Annotated in this window: 13 protein-coding genes; 3 read left to right on the top strand and 10 right to left on the bottom strand. The window is 71.6% G+C overall.

The window, feature by feature from the left end:
* Positions 1-103 precede the first annotated feature (103 nt).
* Positions 104-949 carry an aldo/keto reductase gene (locus WME75_RS24965; protein WP_437475891.1) on the bottom strand — a complete coding sequence of 282 codons (846 nt, stop codon included), beginning with the start codon at positions 947-949 and terminating at the stop codon, positions 104-106.
* Between the two features lie 171 nt (positions 950-1,120).
* Positions 1,121-2,056 carry a PP2C family protein-serine/threonine phosphatase gene (locus tag WME75_RS24960; RefSeq protein ID WP_437475890.1) on the bottom strand — a complete coding sequence of 312 codons (936 nt, stop codon included), beginning with the start codon at positions 2,054-2,056 and terminating at the stop codon, positions 1,121-1,123.
* Between WME75_RS24960 and WME75_RS24955 the strand changes: the two genes are divergently transcribed.
* Positions 2,055-3,062, top strand: a complete 1,008-nt coding sequence (locus tag WME75_RS24955) for a phosphotransferase family protein (protein ID WP_437475889.1) — start codon at positions 2,055-2,057, stop codon at positions 3,060-3,062. The two genes, WME75_RS24960 and WME75_RS24955, sit on opposite strands and share 2 nt — an antisense overlap.
* 147 nt (positions 3,063-3,209) lie before the next feature.
* On the opposite strand, the gene WME75_RS24950 is transcribed toward WME75_RS24955, so the two are convergent.
* The 7 genes from WME75_RS24950 to WME75_RS24920 form a co-directional block, all read right to left on the bottom strand.
* Positions 3,210-3,827, bottom strand: a complete 618-nt coding sequence (locus WME75_RS24950) for a glutathione S-transferase family protein (RefSeq protein WP_437475888.1) — start codon at positions 3,825-3,827, stop codon at positions 3,210-3,212.
* Positions 3,828-3,954: 127 nt separating this feature from the next.
* On the bottom strand, positions 3,955-4,719 hold the full coding sequence (locus WME75_RS24945; RefSeq protein WP_437475887.1) for a YkgJ family cysteine cluster protein: 765 nt from the start codon (positions 4,717-4,719) through the stop codon (positions 3,955-3,957).
* 7 nt (positions 4,720-4,726) lie between these two features.
* Entirely contained in the window at positions 4,727-5,410 is a 684-nt protein-coding gene (ung, locus tag WME75_RS24940) for a uracil-DNA glycosylase (RefSeq protein ID WP_437475886.1), read from the bottom strand.
* 7 nt (positions 5,411-5,417) lie between these two features.
* On the bottom strand, positions 5,418-6,050 hold the full coding sequence (gene nth, locus WME75_RS24935) for an endonuclease III (protein WP_437475885.1): 633 nt from the start codon (positions 6,048-6,050) through the stop codon (positions 5,418-5,420).
* Between the two features lie 114 nt (positions 6,051-6,164).
* Positions 6,165-7,841, bottom strand: coding sequence for a hypothetical protein (locus tag WME75_RS24930; RefSeq protein ID WP_437475884.1), 1,677 nt, complete (start codon positions 7,839-7,841; stop codon positions 6,165-6,167).
* On the bottom strand, positions 7,838-10,435 hold the full coding sequence (locus tag WME75_RS24925; protein WP_437475883.1) for an RHS repeat-associated core domain-containing protein: 2,598 nt from the start codon (positions 10,433-10,435) through the stop codon (positions 7,838-7,840). The genes WME75_RS24930 and WME75_RS24925 overlap by 4 nt, the downstream gene beginning before the upstream one ends.
* A 72-nt stretch (positions 10,436-10,507) precedes the next feature.
* Positions 10,508-11,650, bottom strand: a complete 1,143-nt coding sequence (locus tag WME75_RS24920; RefSeq protein ID WP_437475882.1) for a penicillin-binding transpeptidase domain-containing protein — start codon at positions 11,648-11,650, stop codon at positions 10,508-10,510.
* 703 nt (positions 11,651-12,353) lie between these two features.
* Here WME75_RS24920 and xylA point away from each other — a divergent pair.
* Positions 12,354-13,685 (top strand): xylose isomerase, encoded by a 1,332-nt coding sequence (xylA, locus tag WME75_RS24915; protein WP_437475881.1) that lies wholly within the window; start codon positions 12,354-12,356, stop codon positions 13,683-13,685.
* 390 nt (positions 13,686-14,075) lie between these two features.
* Positions 14,076-14,744 carry a hypothetical protein gene (locus WME75_RS24910; RefSeq protein ID WP_437475880.1) on the top strand — a complete coding sequence of 223 codons (669 nt, stop codon included), beginning with the start codon at positions 14,076-14,078 and terminating at the stop codon, positions 14,742-14,744.
* Positions 14,745-14,793: 49 nt separating this feature from the next.
* On the opposite strand, the gene WME75_RS24905 is transcribed toward WME75_RS24910, so the two are convergent.
* Positions 14,794-15,336, bottom strand: a complete 543-nt coding sequence (locus WME75_RS24905) for an EF-hand domain-containing protein (RefSeq protein ID WP_437475879.1) — start codon at positions 15,334-15,336, stop codon at positions 14,794-14,796.
* Between the last annotated feature and the right edge of the window lie 18 nt (positions 15,337-15,354).

Below are 15,354 nucleotides of genomic sequence, written 5' to 3'. Positions count from 1 at the left end.
TCTGCTCTCCCTGGTCCAGAGAGGGGCCCTGCGCGCGTTCCTCGCGTGGCGAAGACGCCGGCTGGGGGGATCCTGGGCCACCGCCGCACAGGAGAGCTCTCTCCTAGAGCGTCGGCAGCACGCCGCGGTCCCGGCCGAGCGGGAACGCCGTCTCCAGGCGGGCGATGTCCTCGCCGGTGAGGCGCAGATCGCCCGCGGCCGCGTTGTCGAGCGCGTGCGCGGCGCTCGCGGCCTTCGGGATCACGAAGACCGGCCGGCGGCGGAGCAGGAAGCGCAACGCGACCTGCCGCGGGGTCGCCTTGTGGGCGGCCGCGATCGACGCGATCACCCTGCCCGCCGTGCTGTTCGGCGCCGGGAATCGGCCCGAGCCGAAGGGGCTGTAGGCGACGACCGCGATGCCGTGCCGCTCGCAGAGCGGCAGCACGCGGTGCTCGATCGCCCGCTCGAGCAGGTGATAGAGCACCTGGTTGCAGGCAATCTCGTGCACGCCGGCGATCGCGATCGCCTTCGAGAGCTCCGCCTGGTCGAAGTTGCTGACGCCGAAATAACGGATCTTGCCCTGAGCCCTCAGGTCCTTGAAGGCGCGAAAGGTCTCCTCGAGCGGGTGCGATCCGGGCCAGTGGAGCAGATAGAGATCGAGCCGGTCGGTGCGGAGCCGCTCCAGGCTGCGTTCGCAGGCGGCGAGCGTGCCGGAGTAGCTCGCGTTGGTGGGCAGCACCTTGGAGACGAGGAACACCTCGTCGCGCCGCCCCTCGATCGCCTTGCCCACGAGCGACTCGACCGCGCCCGAGCCGTACATCTCGGCCGTGTCGATGTGCGTCATGCCGGCGTCGATCCCCCGCCGGATGGCGTCGAGGCAGGCCGCCTCGTCATCCGCCTCCATCTGCCAGGTGCCCTGTCCGATGACCGGGATCTCGACGCCCGTAGAACCGAGGTTGCGCTGCTCCATAGAACGATGACCCTCCGCTGCGTCCCGAAAAGACAGCATGCGGCTCCCCCCTCTCCGAGGCGAGCCTCCGTCCGCGTGGAATCGCTGAATTCACTGCGGAAGGCAAGCGCCCGAGCGCCGCGCCAGCGGCCGTTGCGTCGCGCGCCGGCGTGAGGCGCGCGCTCAGGGCGTTCACATCCTCCGCCGGTTCGGCAGCACGCCGCCGGAGCGGCGGGTAGGTCCTTCAGAAAATCGAGCAATTTCGAATATTTCCATGTCGACGTCGCCGGCCGGCGGAGCGAGCCACGGGCCGTCGAACCGCGCGACAAGCACGGTCACGTTGTCGTGGCCTCCGGCGGCGAGCGCGGCGTCGATCAGGGCGCTGGAGGCCTCCCGCGGGTCGGGGTGGGCGTCGAGCACGGCGGCGATGCGCGGATCGTCGATCAGGTCGCTCAGCCCATCGGTGCAGAGCAGCAGGGTGTCCCCGCGGCGGAGCTCCACGGCGGAGAGCGCGATGCTGAGGTGCTGGCGGAGCCCGAGGGCCTGGAGCATCACGCCCCGGTGCTCGAAGGTGGCGGCCTCCTCGGGCCTCAGCTTGCCGCTATCGAGCAGCGACTGGACAAGGGTCTGATCGCGGGTGACCTGCGTGAGGGCGCCGCTGCGGAGGAGGTAGGCGCGGCTGTCGCCGACCTGCGCGAGCAGCAGGCGCTCGTCGCAGAGCGCGGCCACGGTGGCCGTTGTGCCGCTGCTCCGGTGCTGCGGACCCCTGCGGGCGTTGTCGAGGACGGCGCGCCCGGCCGCGCCGAGCGCCTCGAGCAGGCTGCGCTCGAGCGCGTCGCTCGAGCGGGGCGCGGCTCGGCTGAGGACGGCGTGGACCGTGCGCGCGGCGAGCCGGCTCGCCGCGTCGGGGGACGACGCGCCGCCGGAGCCGTCGTAGACGCCGAGCGCCAGGGCGAGCGGCGGCTCCACCGACGCCTGGGCCGCCGCAGGACCGTGGGTGAGCCCGCGCGCGAGGTCGCTGATCAGGAAGGCGTCCTCGTTGTGGTCGCGGCTGAGCCCGACGTCGGTCCGGGCCGCCATGGCGACCGACGCGGCATGCTCGACGGCGGACGAGCGGTACACGGGCATGCGCATATCGTACTCCGGCGGCGCCGTCCGAGGGAGGCGCCGGCGCTTGCCGCTCGACGCGCCGCGCGATCCGTGCGTGAACGGGCGCATGAGGCTCGTCCCCAACCCCGAGCGCGCGTGGGCGCGCCCAGCGCACCTGGAGGCCCCGGCGGGCGCCGCGATCGACCTGACGCGCGCGGAGATCGCGCGGCGCATCGGGCCCTTCTCCGGCGAGATGGAGGTGCTCTCCGGCGGGCTCGTCAACACGAACGTGCGCCTCGGATCCGATCGGGTGCTGCGGGTGTACCGGCGAGACCCGGGCGCGGCGCCGAAGGAGGCCAGCCTGCTCGCGCGGGGCTGGAGGTCGTTCCGCGTCCCAGCGGTCCTTTCGGCGGGCGAGGACTTTCTCCTTCTCGAGCACGTCCCCCACGGACCGCTCCAGGACACCGCGGCGTGCGGTGCTGCGGTCGGGCGTGCGCTCGCCGAGATCCACGGCGTCGGCTTCGACAGCGCGGGCTTCCTGGGGCCGGATCTCGCCGTGGCCGCGCCGTTTGCCGACTGCGTGGGCGCGCTTCGGGGCTATGTCGCCTCGGTCCTCGAGAGGCTGGACCCTGCCCTGCGCGGCGAGCTGGGCGAGCGCGTGAGCGCCTTTCTCGACGCGAACGCTGGGGCGCTCCGCGAGCTCGCGTCCGTCTCCGTGCTCCTGCACGGAGACTTCAAGGCCTCGAACCTGCACTGGCTGGCGTCGGGCGAGCTCCTCGTGCTCGACTGGGAGTTCGCGTATGCCGGCCCGAGCCTGATGGACGTCGGGCAGCTCCTGCGCTGGGGACCGGGGCCCGAGTTCGTGGCGGCGTTCGCGGGCGTTTACCGCGAGCACGCGCCGCTCCCCGAGGAATTCGAGCGCTGGGCCGCGGCCTTCGACCTGTTCAACCTGGTGGGATTGCTCGAGGGGGCGGCGCCAGGCTCGCGCAGGGCCATCGAGCTCCACGGGCGCATCCTGCAGACCACAGGGAACAGGCAGAACTGAGAGGGAGCGCAACCTGCTGCTGCGGTTGCTTCGCGGCCCGCAGCCGTGCCGGCGTCCCCGGCGCGGCGGGCAACGTGGCCCGCCGGTCCGGAGCCACGCGGCCCGCGGGCACGGAGGGCGGCCCCGTTCAGGACGGGGCGACGGCGGTCAGGACGAGACCTTCACCCAGGCCGGACGCGCGCTGATGCGCTTCCACCAGGCCGCGACGTTCGGCCGGTCGGTGATGAGCTCCTCGACCTTCGATATCACGAGACAGTGGAGGTACGGCGTCCACGAGACGTCGGCCAGCGAGTAACTCGAGCCCGCGAGGTACTCCTGGCTGGCCATCGCCCTGTCGACCACGTCGAGCGCCCGCGCGATCTCGGCCTTGGCCGCATCGACGACGGACTCGTCGCTCTGCTGGCCGCGCATCGGGTGGATGACCCTCTGGAAGACGATCTTGACGGCGGGCGTGGAGACGTACGATTGCTCCACGCTGATCCACTGATCCATGAGCGCCCTCGCCCTGAGCTCGGTCGGCGTCAGCGAGGCGCCCGGGAGCTTCTGGTCGAGATAACGCATGATCGCCCTCGACTCGTAGAGGGAGAAGTCCTCGTCCTCGAGCACCGGGATCACGCCGAAGGGCTGGCGCGCGAGGTGCGCGGGCTGCTTCTGCTCGCCCTTCATCAGGTCAACGAGCTCGAATTGCGCCTCGTGACCCTTCTCGGCGAGCACCGTCAGCACCTTGCGCGTACACGTGCTCATGGGATGTCCGTAAAGCTTCATGGCGTCTCCTTGTCCTGTGTCCTGCCGTGAGGCGCCGACCGGCGGCGACCTCCGCGGCGCGCCACAGTAAACGGATTCCTTCGTCTGACAACGCCGCGATGGCGGCGGGACGGCCGGCGGCGCGCGATCACGCCTCGCGCCGCCGGTCCTCCTGCCACTCGGCGTCGCGGGCCGCGGCGAAGACGGGGAGGCGCGCGAGCCACCGCTCGCCGGCGTTCGGGCGATCGAGCGCGATGCGCAGCGCGGCGATGAGCTCCAGCGGCGCGGCGTCGAGGCCCTGCTCCCTCGCGGCCCAGCCCAGGCCGGCGAGGACGGCGTTCGCCACCTCGTAGCCCGGGCGGTGCATGGGCGCCGTGGGGACGGCCGCGGGCGCGGCGAAATGGCGCTCGCACGCCGCGGCGTCGAGGGAGGTCCAGCCCGCGCAGACGACCGGGCGGACGGCGTGGACCGAGCAGGCGCCGCGCTCGTCGAGGAGCGGGCAGGGGACCCCGGCCTCGGCGCGCTCGAGCCGGGAGAGGCCGCGGGTCGCTGTGTCGGCGGCGCGCACGCGCTCGGCGAGCGCGGCGAGCTCCGCCTCGGTCCGGGTGGCGCGCAGGTGGGCCGCGATGCGGAGCACCTCCGGCGCCAGCACGAGCACCTTGCTCACGCAGCAGGTCGAGCAGCCGGCCCTGCAGGCGATCGGCCGGGCGGGCGGCTCGGCGGCCACCGCGGCCTCCTCCAGCGCCTCGGCGCGCGCGAGCGCCGAGGCCGCGGCCGCCACGGCGCCGGCCTCGGTGCGCTTTCCGAGCGAGAGCGCGAGGGCGGCGCGCTCGCCGTCGGCGATGCCTTCGAGGACGGCGGGGGTGTACCGCGTCCCGGGGGCGAGCGGCAGGGAGCGCTTCTGCCGGGACATCGCGGCGCTAGCCGAGCTCCGGGAGCCGCCAGTCGATCTCGTCGGCGCCGCGGGCGCGGAGGGCGGCGTTGATGGTCGAGAACGGCTTGCTGCCAAAGAAGCCGCTCCTCGCCGACAGCGGGGAGGGGTGGGCCGCCTTGATCACCGTGTGGCGGCGCGCGTCGATGAGCTTCGCCTTCTTCTGCGCGTGGCCGCCCCAGAGCACGAACACCACCCCGTCCGGCCTGTCGTTGACCTTCCGGATCACGGCGTCGGTGAACGTCTCCCAGCCCTGGTTCTTGTGCGAGTTCGGCGTGTGCGCGCGGACGGTGAGCACGGTGTTCAGCAGCAGCACGCCCTGGCTGGCCCAGGCGGTGAGGCAGCCGTGGCGCGGGACCTTGAAGCCCGGCAGATCGGAGAGCGCCTCCTTGTACATGTTGGCGAGCGACGGCGGCGGCGGGACGCCCGGGCGCACGGAGAAGCAGAGGCCGTGCGCCTGCCCGTCGTCGTGGTACGGGTCCTGGCCGAGGAGCAGCACGCGGACGCGATCGTACGGCGTGAGCTTGAACGCGGCGAAGACGTCGTCCTCGGCCGGGAAGACCCGGTGCGCCTTCCGTTCGGTCTCCAGGAAGCGTGTCAATTGCTGGAAGTAGGGCTGCTCGAGCTCTCCCGCCAGCACGCCCTGCCACGAGTCGGGCATATCGATCTTCATCTCTCGCTCAAACCCCTTCTTTCGGACAGAGATCGCTCATGCGACATTCCGTGCACCTGGGCTTCCTGGCCACGCACGTGTACCGACCGTGCAGGACCATGGCAGGGCCGAAGAAGGTCCATTGATCCTTCGGCACGATCCTCATGAGGTCCTCCTCGATCTGCTCGGGTTTCTCGCGCTTCGAGAGGCCGATGCGGCCGCTGAGGCGGGCGACGTGCGTGTCGACGATGATGCCCGAGGGGAGGTTGAACGCCGTGTTGAGGACGACGTTCGCCGTCTTCCTGGCCACGCCCGGCAGCGAGGTGAGCTCGGCCATGGTCCCGGGCACCTCGCCGCCGAAGCGCGCGACGAGCGCCTGGCACGCGGCCTTCACCGTCTTCGTCTTCTGCCGGTAGAAGCCGGTCGGCTTGAGCTCCTCCTCGAGCACCTCGGTGGGCGCGTCGGCGTACGCCTGCGCCGTCGTGTACTTCTTGAAGAGGGCGGCGGTCACCCGGTTGACGCGCTCGTCCGTGCACTGCGCGGCCAGGATGGTCGCGACGAGCAGGTCGAGCGGCGTCTCCCAGTTGAGCTCGTAACGCGCGGCGGGGTAGGCCTCGCGCAGGTGGTCGAGGAGGAGGGGTACGCGATCTCGGGCGTTCATGCGGGTCGCCGCAGGGTAGCCCAGCCTGGCGCCGTCCGTCAGCGCCGCCGGCGCCGGGCCGTACGCGGAGAGCGCAGAGCGCCGTCGCTCGACCTCCGGAGCGGCCGGCGCCGCTCACGCCTTCTTCCTGAGCGCCACGTCGACCAGCACGTCGCCGAGCGGCGCCTCCAGGAGCAGGTGCACGCCCTCGCCCGTCGACCTCCAGTGTGCGATGGAGCAAGGCTCCACCTGGAAGCGCGCTGACGTCGTGATCGCCCCCCCATCGATCCGGACGACCGCGTGTTCTCCCGGCGCGTGCTCGACGAGCACGTAGAGCCCGTCATCGCCAGCAGCGAGGTCGATGGGCCGGCCTTCGAGCCTGGCGGACCCGGCGCGCGCGCCCTCCCAGGCGACGAGGTTGCCCTCCGGCGCGAACCACGCGAGCGCGCGTGTCGCCAGCGCGCGCGGCAGCGGCGCCCCGGCCGCGCCGAGCTCGACGTACGCTTCCTCCTCCTCTTCGTCGACCTCGAGGAAGATGGGCATCGGCTCCTGCGCCTCCACCCGCTCTGCGCAGCGCCGCCGCGCGCGCTCCCAGCGCGAGCGCGCGACGCTGTAAGCGAGCGGCGAGCGCGCGATGCGGGACCAGAGGCTGGGCTCGGTCGCGACGAGCGGCCCCCCTTTCGTCGACACCTCGCAGATACGGTCGTTCAGCCGGAAGCACGCGCGCCCTTCGCGCGCGAAGAGGGGGGTGTGCACGCCGGGGAGCTCGAACAGGACTTCCCCCTCGGGCGCGCCGGCGCTGAACCGGGTGATGGAGAGCCCATCCAGCGCATCGACGTGATCGCCATCTCGGCAGACCCGCGACAGGCGGCCGTGCTGCGCCGCTGCAAGGAGCCGGGTGCCCTCGGGAGCCGCCAGCGGAGGAGGAGCGATCGCCGCATCGAACGCGCGGCTGCTCCCCACGATCTCCGAGGTCCGCGCGGCCTCCCGCAGCGCCGGGAGGGCGCCCGAGAGCCGTTCGCTCCGCCGCTTCTGGTCCGCGCGCGTCGCGATCGTCTCCGCCACGAAGCGGGCTGCCCCGCGCCGCGCGGGGTCCGAGCTCAACCCGGCGCAGATGGCGTAGTCCACCACGGCGTCTCCGAGCACGCGGAGCAGGGCGAGCGGCACGGGATCCCTGTGCGGCGCGGCCTTCCACGTGCCTGTGTCGCGACCTAGCCATTCCAGCAGCGCCGTGGCCTGATCCAGAGGCGCCGGACGCGCTTGCCCCAACGCCGACAGCGCCTCGATCGCTCCCGCGAAGCGGCCCTCGGCCGCCGCCGCGAGCACCCCGCGGAGCGGAGCGAGCTCCGGAGGCACGCCATCCGGCCAGCGGGGCCCTTCCGCCGCGCTCTCTGGCTCCGAGCCCGGTGTCACACCCGGCGACGCGGGGCACCCCCGCTCGGCCAGCCAGCCCGCGAGCTCCTCCGGGCGCACGAGCGCGGCGGCCGCGTTCCAGCCCGGATAACCGAGCGCGAGCCCGCGATGCAGCGTGATCGTCGCGACGCGCTCGCCCCGGCCGAACAGCTCGAGCACCGGCGCCTCATGCCACGCGCGCTCGGCCGGCGGCGCCCTGTCGCCGATCTGAAGCAGCGGCCGGAGCTCGGCGAGCGCGGCGCGGTCCACCCACGCGAGCGTCGGGGCGACGCTGCGCCCTGGCTCCGGCCGTCGCGCGAGCACGCGTCCGAAGCTGGCCCGCGAGAACAGCGCGTCGAGATCCGCCTGCCGGGGCGGCCCGCCAAACGGGGAGGGGACGCTCTCGGGACGAAGGCTCATGGCTTGAACGGGACGCCGCTGACCGATCCGGAGGGCGTCACTCCAACGTAGTAGCCTTGATGCACGAAGGGGCCCTGTGGCGTAGGACACATCTCGCCAGGGCGATAGGGATACTGGGGCGGATTCCCCCAGAATTTCCAGAAGGGCTTCTTGCCCTGGTAGTTGTGGACCTTGTTCGGATCGACCGACGGGTCGCGCATCGCGCCGTTCGCGTTGGCGCGCGTGGACGAGGCGATGCCATGGGCGATGCTCTTCTGGCCCGCCGCGGGCGTCGCCGCGTTGCAGGCGGAGACGTCCACCACCGCGCCCGCGCCGCCCTGGAACCCGGCGTTCTTCAGCATGTCACCGATTTGTTCGCCGCTGGCGCTGCCGTTGCCCCACTGCGCGCTCCCGGGCGCGCCGTGGGTTGTCACCACGACGTGCTTCTCGTTGGGATCGATCTTGTTGTTCTTGCCGCGGAGCTTCTGCCACAAGCCAGGCGGCTTTCCCAGCTGATCCGAGGTGATCACCTTCGCGCCCGGATACTGCTTCTGCAGGATCTTCGCGTGGCTCTTGATGGTGGGGTCGTTGGGAGCGCCCACCACGATGGTCGTGAGCCCGAGCGGATCGATGTACAGCGTCACATTGGGCACGAAGCCCACGTCGTTGAGCGTGGCGTCGATCCCCAGCGGATCGGGCGTGAGGAAGACGTGGAGGGCGGGGGCGTAGTGCCGGTGATGGTTGTAGTGCAACCCGGTGAACGCGTCCTCGCGCTGTCCGGCGAACCGCAGGCCGCCCGGCCGGCCGCCCCGGCGAGCGACAGCGCCCCACGCCGAGAGGTCGATCTCGTCGAGGCCGCGGCTCGGATCCACGTAGAGCCACGGCGTGCCCGCCGCGTCGGCGGCGATCATCCGGAACGCGCGGCCGTCCTCCGCCTCGAGCAGCGGCACATACCCGTCGTCGCGGAAGACGCGGCGTACCGTACCGCCTCTCGTCCCGCGCTCCTCGACAGGGCTGTCGATGTCCCACCCGAACCAGGTGCTCTCGCCGTCGTCGTACGTCTCCGCGAGGCGTCGCCCGAACGGGTCGTAGAGGTAGCGAACGCCGAGGCCATCGCCGCGCCTCGCCTCGATCAGGCGATCGTTCTCGTCATAGGTATACGTCCAGCATCGCTGCGGATCGGGGGCATGCTGCGCAGCGAGGCGGCCGAGCGCATCCCACGCGACGTGCACGTCACCGGCGCTCGTCGGACGCCCGCCGCGGCCGATCGCCCACGGCTGCCCCCGCGGCACCGGCGTGCCCTGCGGCGCATACTGGAAGCGCTCGGCGGCCCCGAGCCCCTCCGCCGCGAGAGGTCGTCCGAGCGGATCGAGCTCGTACCGCCGCTGCCCGGCGTCGGTGTCGAAGACCCGCAGCAGCGGCCCACCCGCGGCCCACTCGTACCGCCGCTCTCGCAGCAGCGCTTCGCCCTCGCCCAGCACGGAAACGCGCGTCGGGAGCCCATACGCATCGCTCTCCGTCGCGATCGCGCCGGGGCCGGTGGCGCGCCGGCGGAGCGTCTCCACCCCGCGGTCGTCGTACTCGAAGCGGAGCTCTTCCGGGTTCTCCGTGACGGCGCGCAGCGCGAGGGGCACGCCGTCTCCCGGACGCCGGATGAACGAGACGCTCCAGCCGGTCGAGTACGCCTTCCCGAGGACGCCCCCGTTGTCGTCGTACTCCGTGCCGATCTCGAACCGCCACCCGCCCGCCTCCTGGATCTCGCGGAGGATGCGCCCTTCCTCGTCACGCTCGAACCGCACGCGGACGCCCTGGCTCTCGGCCGCTGTCAGCGCGCCGCCCACGCCGTAGGCGAACCGCTCCGCGAGCCCGGTCGAGTGTTCCCGTGCCACGAGCCGCCCCTCCGCGTCGCGCACGAGGTGAATCCAAGAGCCGTCTGCTCGGGTGACGGACACGAGCTGGTTCGAGCCGTCGTAAGCGTACTCCGTTGTCACGCCCGCGAACGAGGTCTCGCGGACGACGTTGCCCGCGCCGTCATAGGTGCGCTGATAACGCTCGCCAGCCGGGTTCTCGATCCACACGAGGCGGCGCAGGGCGTCGTACCCGAACGCGTAGCGGGTCCCATCCGCGCGCACGCACTCGACCAGCGCGCCCGCGACGTGACGGTAGCGCGTCACCGCGCCGGACGGGTCGCGCACCGCCTCGATCAGGCGGGCCGCGCCGATCCGGAGCTCCGTCCTCTTGTCGCCCGGCTCGCCGATGAGCACGAGATCTCCACGCGAGTCGTAACCGAGCTCGTAGTCTGCCCCGCGCGGCGTCCTGACCCGCACGGGGCGACCGAAGAGATCGAACGTGTACCGCGCCCGGGTGCCGTCCTCGAAGGTATGCTCGCTGATGTTGCCGTGCGCATCGTAGGAGCGCGCCTCCACCGTGCCGTCGGGATAGGCGATGTCGCGCAGCAGCCCGCGGGCGTCGTAGGCGAAGCGGGTGATGTGCCCGCGGGCGTCCTCGTTCTCGACCGTCCGCGTGCCGCACGACGTCTCGATCTCCCGCTTGCCAGCGGCGTCGACGCTGACGATCTTGCTCTGCTCGTCGTCGTTCTTCCAGGCCCACCGCACGGAAGCAGGCGCGCGTGTCCTCAGCGGAAACCCTGCGGTCCGAGCGTGCTGCGCCGCCGGGCTCGCCGTCCGTCAGCGCCGCCGAGCGACGGGGCCCGAGCGCCGCCGGCCGAAGTAGATCTCGAGCAGCTCGCGGCCGACGAGGTTCGCCTTGGTGCGCCACGCGATGTCGTTGGCCAGCATCACCGAGACGGCGATCTCGGGGCGATCGGACGGCGCGAACGAGGCGAACCAGGAGAACATCCGCGAGGGGCTGCCGCCGACCAGGGTGCCGGTCTTGGCGGCGACGGGCATGGTGCCGAGGGCGCGCGTGCCGTCCGGCTTGCGGAACGCCTTGGCGCAGGTGCCCCGCCGCGTCGTGACCTCGAGCATCGACCGGAGGGTGCGCGCGACCTCGGGTCGGAGTCCGCGGCCGTCGGTGCTCCGCGGCGCGGGCGCGCCCGCGTCCCCGCCGGCCTGCGCGCCCGGCGGCGCGAGCAGCGAGAGCCGGACGCGCTCGCCGTCGTTGGCGATGGTCTGCATCGCGAACAGGGCGCCGAGCGGGCTGAGGCGCCCGCTCCAGAACCCCGCGCCGGCGCGGGCGAGGCCGAGCGCATCCGACGGGATCTCGGCGGTGCTGGGCGCGACCGGGATGTCGATGGGGACCTCGCCGTCAAAGCCGAGATCGCGGGCCTTGCGGCGCAGGTCGGCGGCCGTGAGGTGCCGGCTGGCGAGGCGAGCGAAGACGCCGTTGATGCTGCGGCCGAGCGCCTCGCCGAAGACGGTGCAGGTGGAGCCGCGGCCCAGAAGGTCGCGCGCGGTGATCGCGCTCATGCCGCCCGTGTAACAGACGGGCGTCGCGACATTCACCTTGCCGCCCTCGAGGAGCGCCGCCGCGGTGACGATCTTGAAGAGGCTCGCGCTCGGGGCGAGCGGGGTGGCGACGTAGTCGCGCTTGCCGCGGCTCGCCCAGACGAGGATTCGGCCGGTGCGGACGTCGGAGGCGACGATGGCGCCCTCGGGCGCGCCGGAGCGGGCGAGGAGGCGCTCGGCGGCGCGCTGGAGCTCGGGATCGAGCGTGAGGCGCACCTGCTTGCCCGACGCGCCGACCGCGGCGTGGACCGCGCCGCCTTCGACGTGGAGCTTGCGAACGCCCGGGGGCGCCGGAGATGCCGTCGCCGGCGCGATCCACAGGGCAACCGCGGCGGCGAGCGCGAGGTAGAGACGCGATCGCACCCGACGCAAATGCAAGAGAGGGCGCGTGCGGGCCAAGTTCCGCGCAGCACGAGCACGAGCACGCCATCGGCGAGGCTCATCCCTTGTCGCGCGGGAGGCTTTGCCGGGCCGACCGTGGGCGCGGAGCCAGGTGAAGGGTTTGGAGGAGTCGAGCTTCGAGACGCTGTGGCGATAGGGCACATCGACGAAGCGGCCCTCCGGCCCGCGTCACCCGCGGCCCCGGACGCCAGAGGGCGGCCTGTTCAGATTCACGCGGTCTCTGGCGAGCGTTGACACCCACGCGCTGACCTGGTAGGTGAGCGTAGCGTCCGCGCGAACGCGGCTGGCGGCGAGAGATGCGGGTGAGTTTTTGCCTCGCGAGACGACGGATGCGCAGGGCTTGGTCCCGCTTACGCGTCGCCCACAGGCTGCCACCACGCGCTGGAGTACCACGTTGCTGTAAGGTTACCGCCGCCGCCGCTGTCGTGGACCGGATCGAGCAGCACGGCCGGTGCCGCAGGGTGCGGCGATACGAGCGCCTCCACGGATCCAGCGAGGGCAGCGTACGTAACCGCGGTCAGGTCGCGCGGATCGTCCCTGCGGGGGATGTCGACGCGGCTCAGCCAGGTACGGTGACCGGCACGAGACGCCGGTGGCGGAGGCTTGTTGTCGAAGGCGCCCTCTGATATAAGACACACGCAAACCACGAGCTGGAGATCCGTTTATGACCGTTGTGACTGGCGACAAAGAGTACTTCCCTGGTGTTGGCAAGATCCCCTATGAGGGGCCTGAGTCCGACAACCCCCTCGCCTTCAAGTGGTACGATGCCAACCGCGTCGTCGCTGGCAAGGCCATGAAGGATCACTTCAAGTTTGCCGTGTGTTACTGGCACACGTTCTGCGGTCGTGGGCACGATCCGTTCGGTCCCGGGACGATCCACCTTCCCTGGGATGAGGGCAAGGACGCGCTGGCCCGTGCTCGTATGAAGATGGACGCGAACTTCGAGTTCATCACCAAGCTGGGTGCGACGCACTACTGCTTTCATGACATCGACCTGGTAGAAGAGGGCGATAGCCGCGCCGAGACGTCGCGTCGTCTTCAGAGCATCGTCGAGTACGCCAAGCAGAAGCAATCGCAGTCAGGTGTCAAGCTGCTGTGGGGTACGGCAAACCTGTTCACCAACCCGCGCTTCATGAACGGCGCTTCCACGAGCCCCGATTTCTCCGTGGTGGCCTATGCCGGCGCCCAGCTCAAGGACGCCCTCGACGCCACCATCGCCTTGAACGGTGAGAACTATGTGTTCTGGGGTGGCCGCGAAGGTTACATGAGCTTGCTGAACACGGACATGAAGCGCGAGAAGGCTCACCTCGCTCGCTTCTTGACCATGGCGCGCGACTACGCGCGCTCGCGCGGCTTCAAGGGGGTCTTCTTCATCGAGCCCAAGCCGATGGAGCCCTCCAAGCACCAGTATGACTTCGACGCTGAGACCGTGATCGGGTTCTTGCGTCAACACGGCCTGGACAAGGACTTCAAGCTCAATCTGGAGACGAACCACGCGACGCTCGCTGGCCACACCATGGACCACGAGATGCAGGTGGCTGCGGACGCCGGTATGCTCGGCAGCATCGACGCCAACCGCGGCGACTATCAGAACGCGTGGGACACCGATCAGTTCCCCTACAGCATCAACGAGACGGTGGAGATGATGCTCATCTTGCTCCGCAGCGGTGGGTTCCAGGGTGGCGGCGTCAACTTCGACGCCAAGCGTCGCCGTAATTCGACGGATCTGACCGATACCTTCCACGGACACATCGGCGGCATGGATGTGTTCGCTCGTTCGCTCCTCATCGCCGATGACCTGATCCGCAAGTCGCCGCTCGAGTCGATGCGCAAGGCGCGTTACGCATCTTTCGACGGTGGTAAGGGTGCAGAGTTCGAGCTGGGTAAGTTGACGCTGGAGCAGCTGGCCGAGATCGGCAACGCTGGTGGTGAGGTCAAGCTCACGAGCGGTCAGCAAGAGCTGTACGAAAACATCGTCAATCGATGGATTCGATGAGTTGATCGATTGAGGAGCGACAGCTGGGCGACGCCGCTGCGAGCCCGGCTGTCTTCCGAGGTCACGACGGTTCGCCACCGCGAGTTCGTCCCTGGGTGACGCTGGTTCGCCGCCGAGGGACCGTTGCGCCGCAGCGCCGACACGACGGGCGCCGCGCCCGTGCGGGAGAGAGCGTCGCTCAGGCGGCCGAGCAAGGGCAGGGCGCTCCCGGCGCGACCGCGGGGCCTGGCACCGGCGCGACCGCGGGGCCTGGCACCGGCGCCACCGGCGCCACCGGCGCCACCGCGCGACCTTTCGCCCGGACCGGGGCGGACGCGTTCGAGATACGCGCTGCTCCTGTGCGCGCTATGGTGTCGTCTCCCGGCCGGGGCCGGGGCTTCCTCGTCGCCCATGCCGCCGACCCGCCTGCTGCGCAGCACCGAGATCCCCCAGGCCGACAACCTCGCGAACGTCCGGCGCGTGCTGGAGGCGCTCGCCGGAGAAGTGACCGCGAAGGAGCAGATCGTGGAGCAGACGGGCATTTCCCTGCGCCACGTCGGCTACGCGCTCGCCGCTGCCCGCGTCCTCGGCTGGCTCGGCGACGACGACGCCTCGATCACGCCCGCTGGACGCGAGCTGCTCGCCGCCCCGCCGGGCACCGCCGACGAGCGGACGCTCCTGCGGCGCGCGATCTTCGCGTGCGACGTCGTGAAGGAGGTCGCGCCCGATCTCTTCGATCCGGCGGCGCCCACCACGGGGGCGCTCGCGCGGCGCCTCTACCGCTTCACCGCCGGCATCGGGAAGGAGACGGCGCGCCGGCGCGCGCAGACGCTGCTCGCCTGGCGGAGCCAGGTGCTGGAGCAGCAGCTCCCGCTCTTCCCCAGGCGTCCGAGGAAGCGCCGCGCCGCCTCTCCGGCGGGCGCCGGCGACGAGGTAGCGCCTGGCGCTGGCGCGGGCGATGCGACAGCGCCTGGCGCTGGCGAGGAGACCTCGCCGCCCATCGGGCGAGGCGACAGCGACCCCCCTGCAGCCGACCGCCCGTCGCACCCGGGGCGGGCGCAGGGGCGCTCGCGGCGCTGAGCGGCGAGCGCCGGGGGAGGGGAGCGCGCGCCGCGCGCCTGCCGCGATGCTACTTCGCTGCCGGCTGCTTGCGCGCGTGGCGCGCCGCGCGCAGCTCGTCGGCGGTCAGCTTGCTGTCGCGGTTCGCGTCCGCCGCCTTCACCCGCTCCCAGCGCTTGTCGCCCACCTCGTCCCTGGTGAGGAAGCCGTCGCCGTTCTTGTCGCTCCTGACGAAGCGCGCCTGCTGCTTCGCTGCGCGCGCCTTCGTGCGCTGCTCGGCGTGCGCCTTGAGCTCCTCGGCCGACAGGGCGCCGTCCTTGTTCGTGTCCGCCTTGCCCAGCCGCTTCTGCGCCTTCTCCGGGAGCTCGGCGACGGCCAGCTTGCCGTCCCCGTTCTTGTCCAGGCGCTTGATGAGGCGGGCCGGATCCCTGGGGCGGTGGTCGCGCCGGGCGTCCTTGTCCTGGCGCGGCGCCTGGGTGTCCGCCGCGCCGTTCGCGCGGGGCGCCGCGTAGGCCGCTCCGCTGCCGGCGAGCACGGCCGTCGCGAGGAAGCTGCCGAGGACGAAGCGACGGATGGCGCTGTGGGCCGTGTTCGAGAAGAGGGAGAGGGTCATGGGGGTCGTGCTCCTTGG

The organism is Sorangium sp. So ce1014 (assembly GCF_051521505.1).
Classification (GTDB): domain Bacteria; phylum Myxococcota_A; class Polyangia; order Polyangiales; family Polyangiaceae; genus Sorangium.
This window is presented reverse-complemented; position numbering and strand designations above follow the sequence as displayed.

Bases quoted from the DNA above. Each gene is read 5' to 3' on its own strand.
- WME75_RS24930 (WP_437475884.1), bottom strand. From the start codon at position 7,841: ATGAGCCTTCGTCCCGAGAGCGTCCCCTCCCCGTTTGGCGGGCCGCCC.
- WME75_RS24960 (WP_437475890.1), bottom strand. From the start codon at position 2,056: ATGCCCGTGTACCGCTCGTCCGCCGTCGAGCATGCCGCGTCGGTCGCC.
- WME75_RS24905 (WP_437475879.1), bottom strand. From the start codon at position 15,336: ATGACCCTCTCCCTCTTCTCGAACACGGCCCACAGCGCCATCCGTCGC.
- xylA (WP_437475881.1), top strand. From the start codon at position 12,354: ATGACCGTTGTGACTGGCGACAAAGAGTACTTCCCTGGTGTTGGCAAG.
- nth (WP_437475885.1), bottom strand. From the start codon at position 6,050: ATGAACGCCCGAGATCGCGTACCCCTCCTCCTCGACCACCTGCGCGAG.
- WME75_RS24955 (WP_437475889.1), top strand. From the start codon at position 2,055: ATGCGCATATCGTACTCCGGCGGCGCCGTCCGAGGGAGGCGCCGGCGC.
- WME75_RS24910 (WP_437475880.1), top strand. From the start codon at position 14,076: ATGCCGCCGACCCGCCTGCTGCGCAGCACCGAGATCCCCCAGGCCGAC.
- WME75_RS24950 (WP_437475888.1), bottom strand. From the start codon at position 3,827: ATGAAGCTTTACGGACATCCCATGAGCACGTGTACGCGCAAGGTGCTG.
- ung (WP_437475886.1), bottom strand. From the start codon at position 5,410: ATGAAGATCGATATGCCCGACTCGTGGCAGGGCGTGCTGGCGGGAGAG.
- WME75_RS24965 (WP_437475891.1), bottom strand. From the start codon at position 949: ATGGAGCAGCGCAACCTCGGTTCTACGGGCGTCGAGATCCCGGTCATC.
- WME75_RS24945 (WP_437475887.1), bottom strand. From the start codon at position 4,719: ATGTCCCGGCAGAAGCGCTCCCTGCCGCTCGCCCCCGGGACGCGGTAC.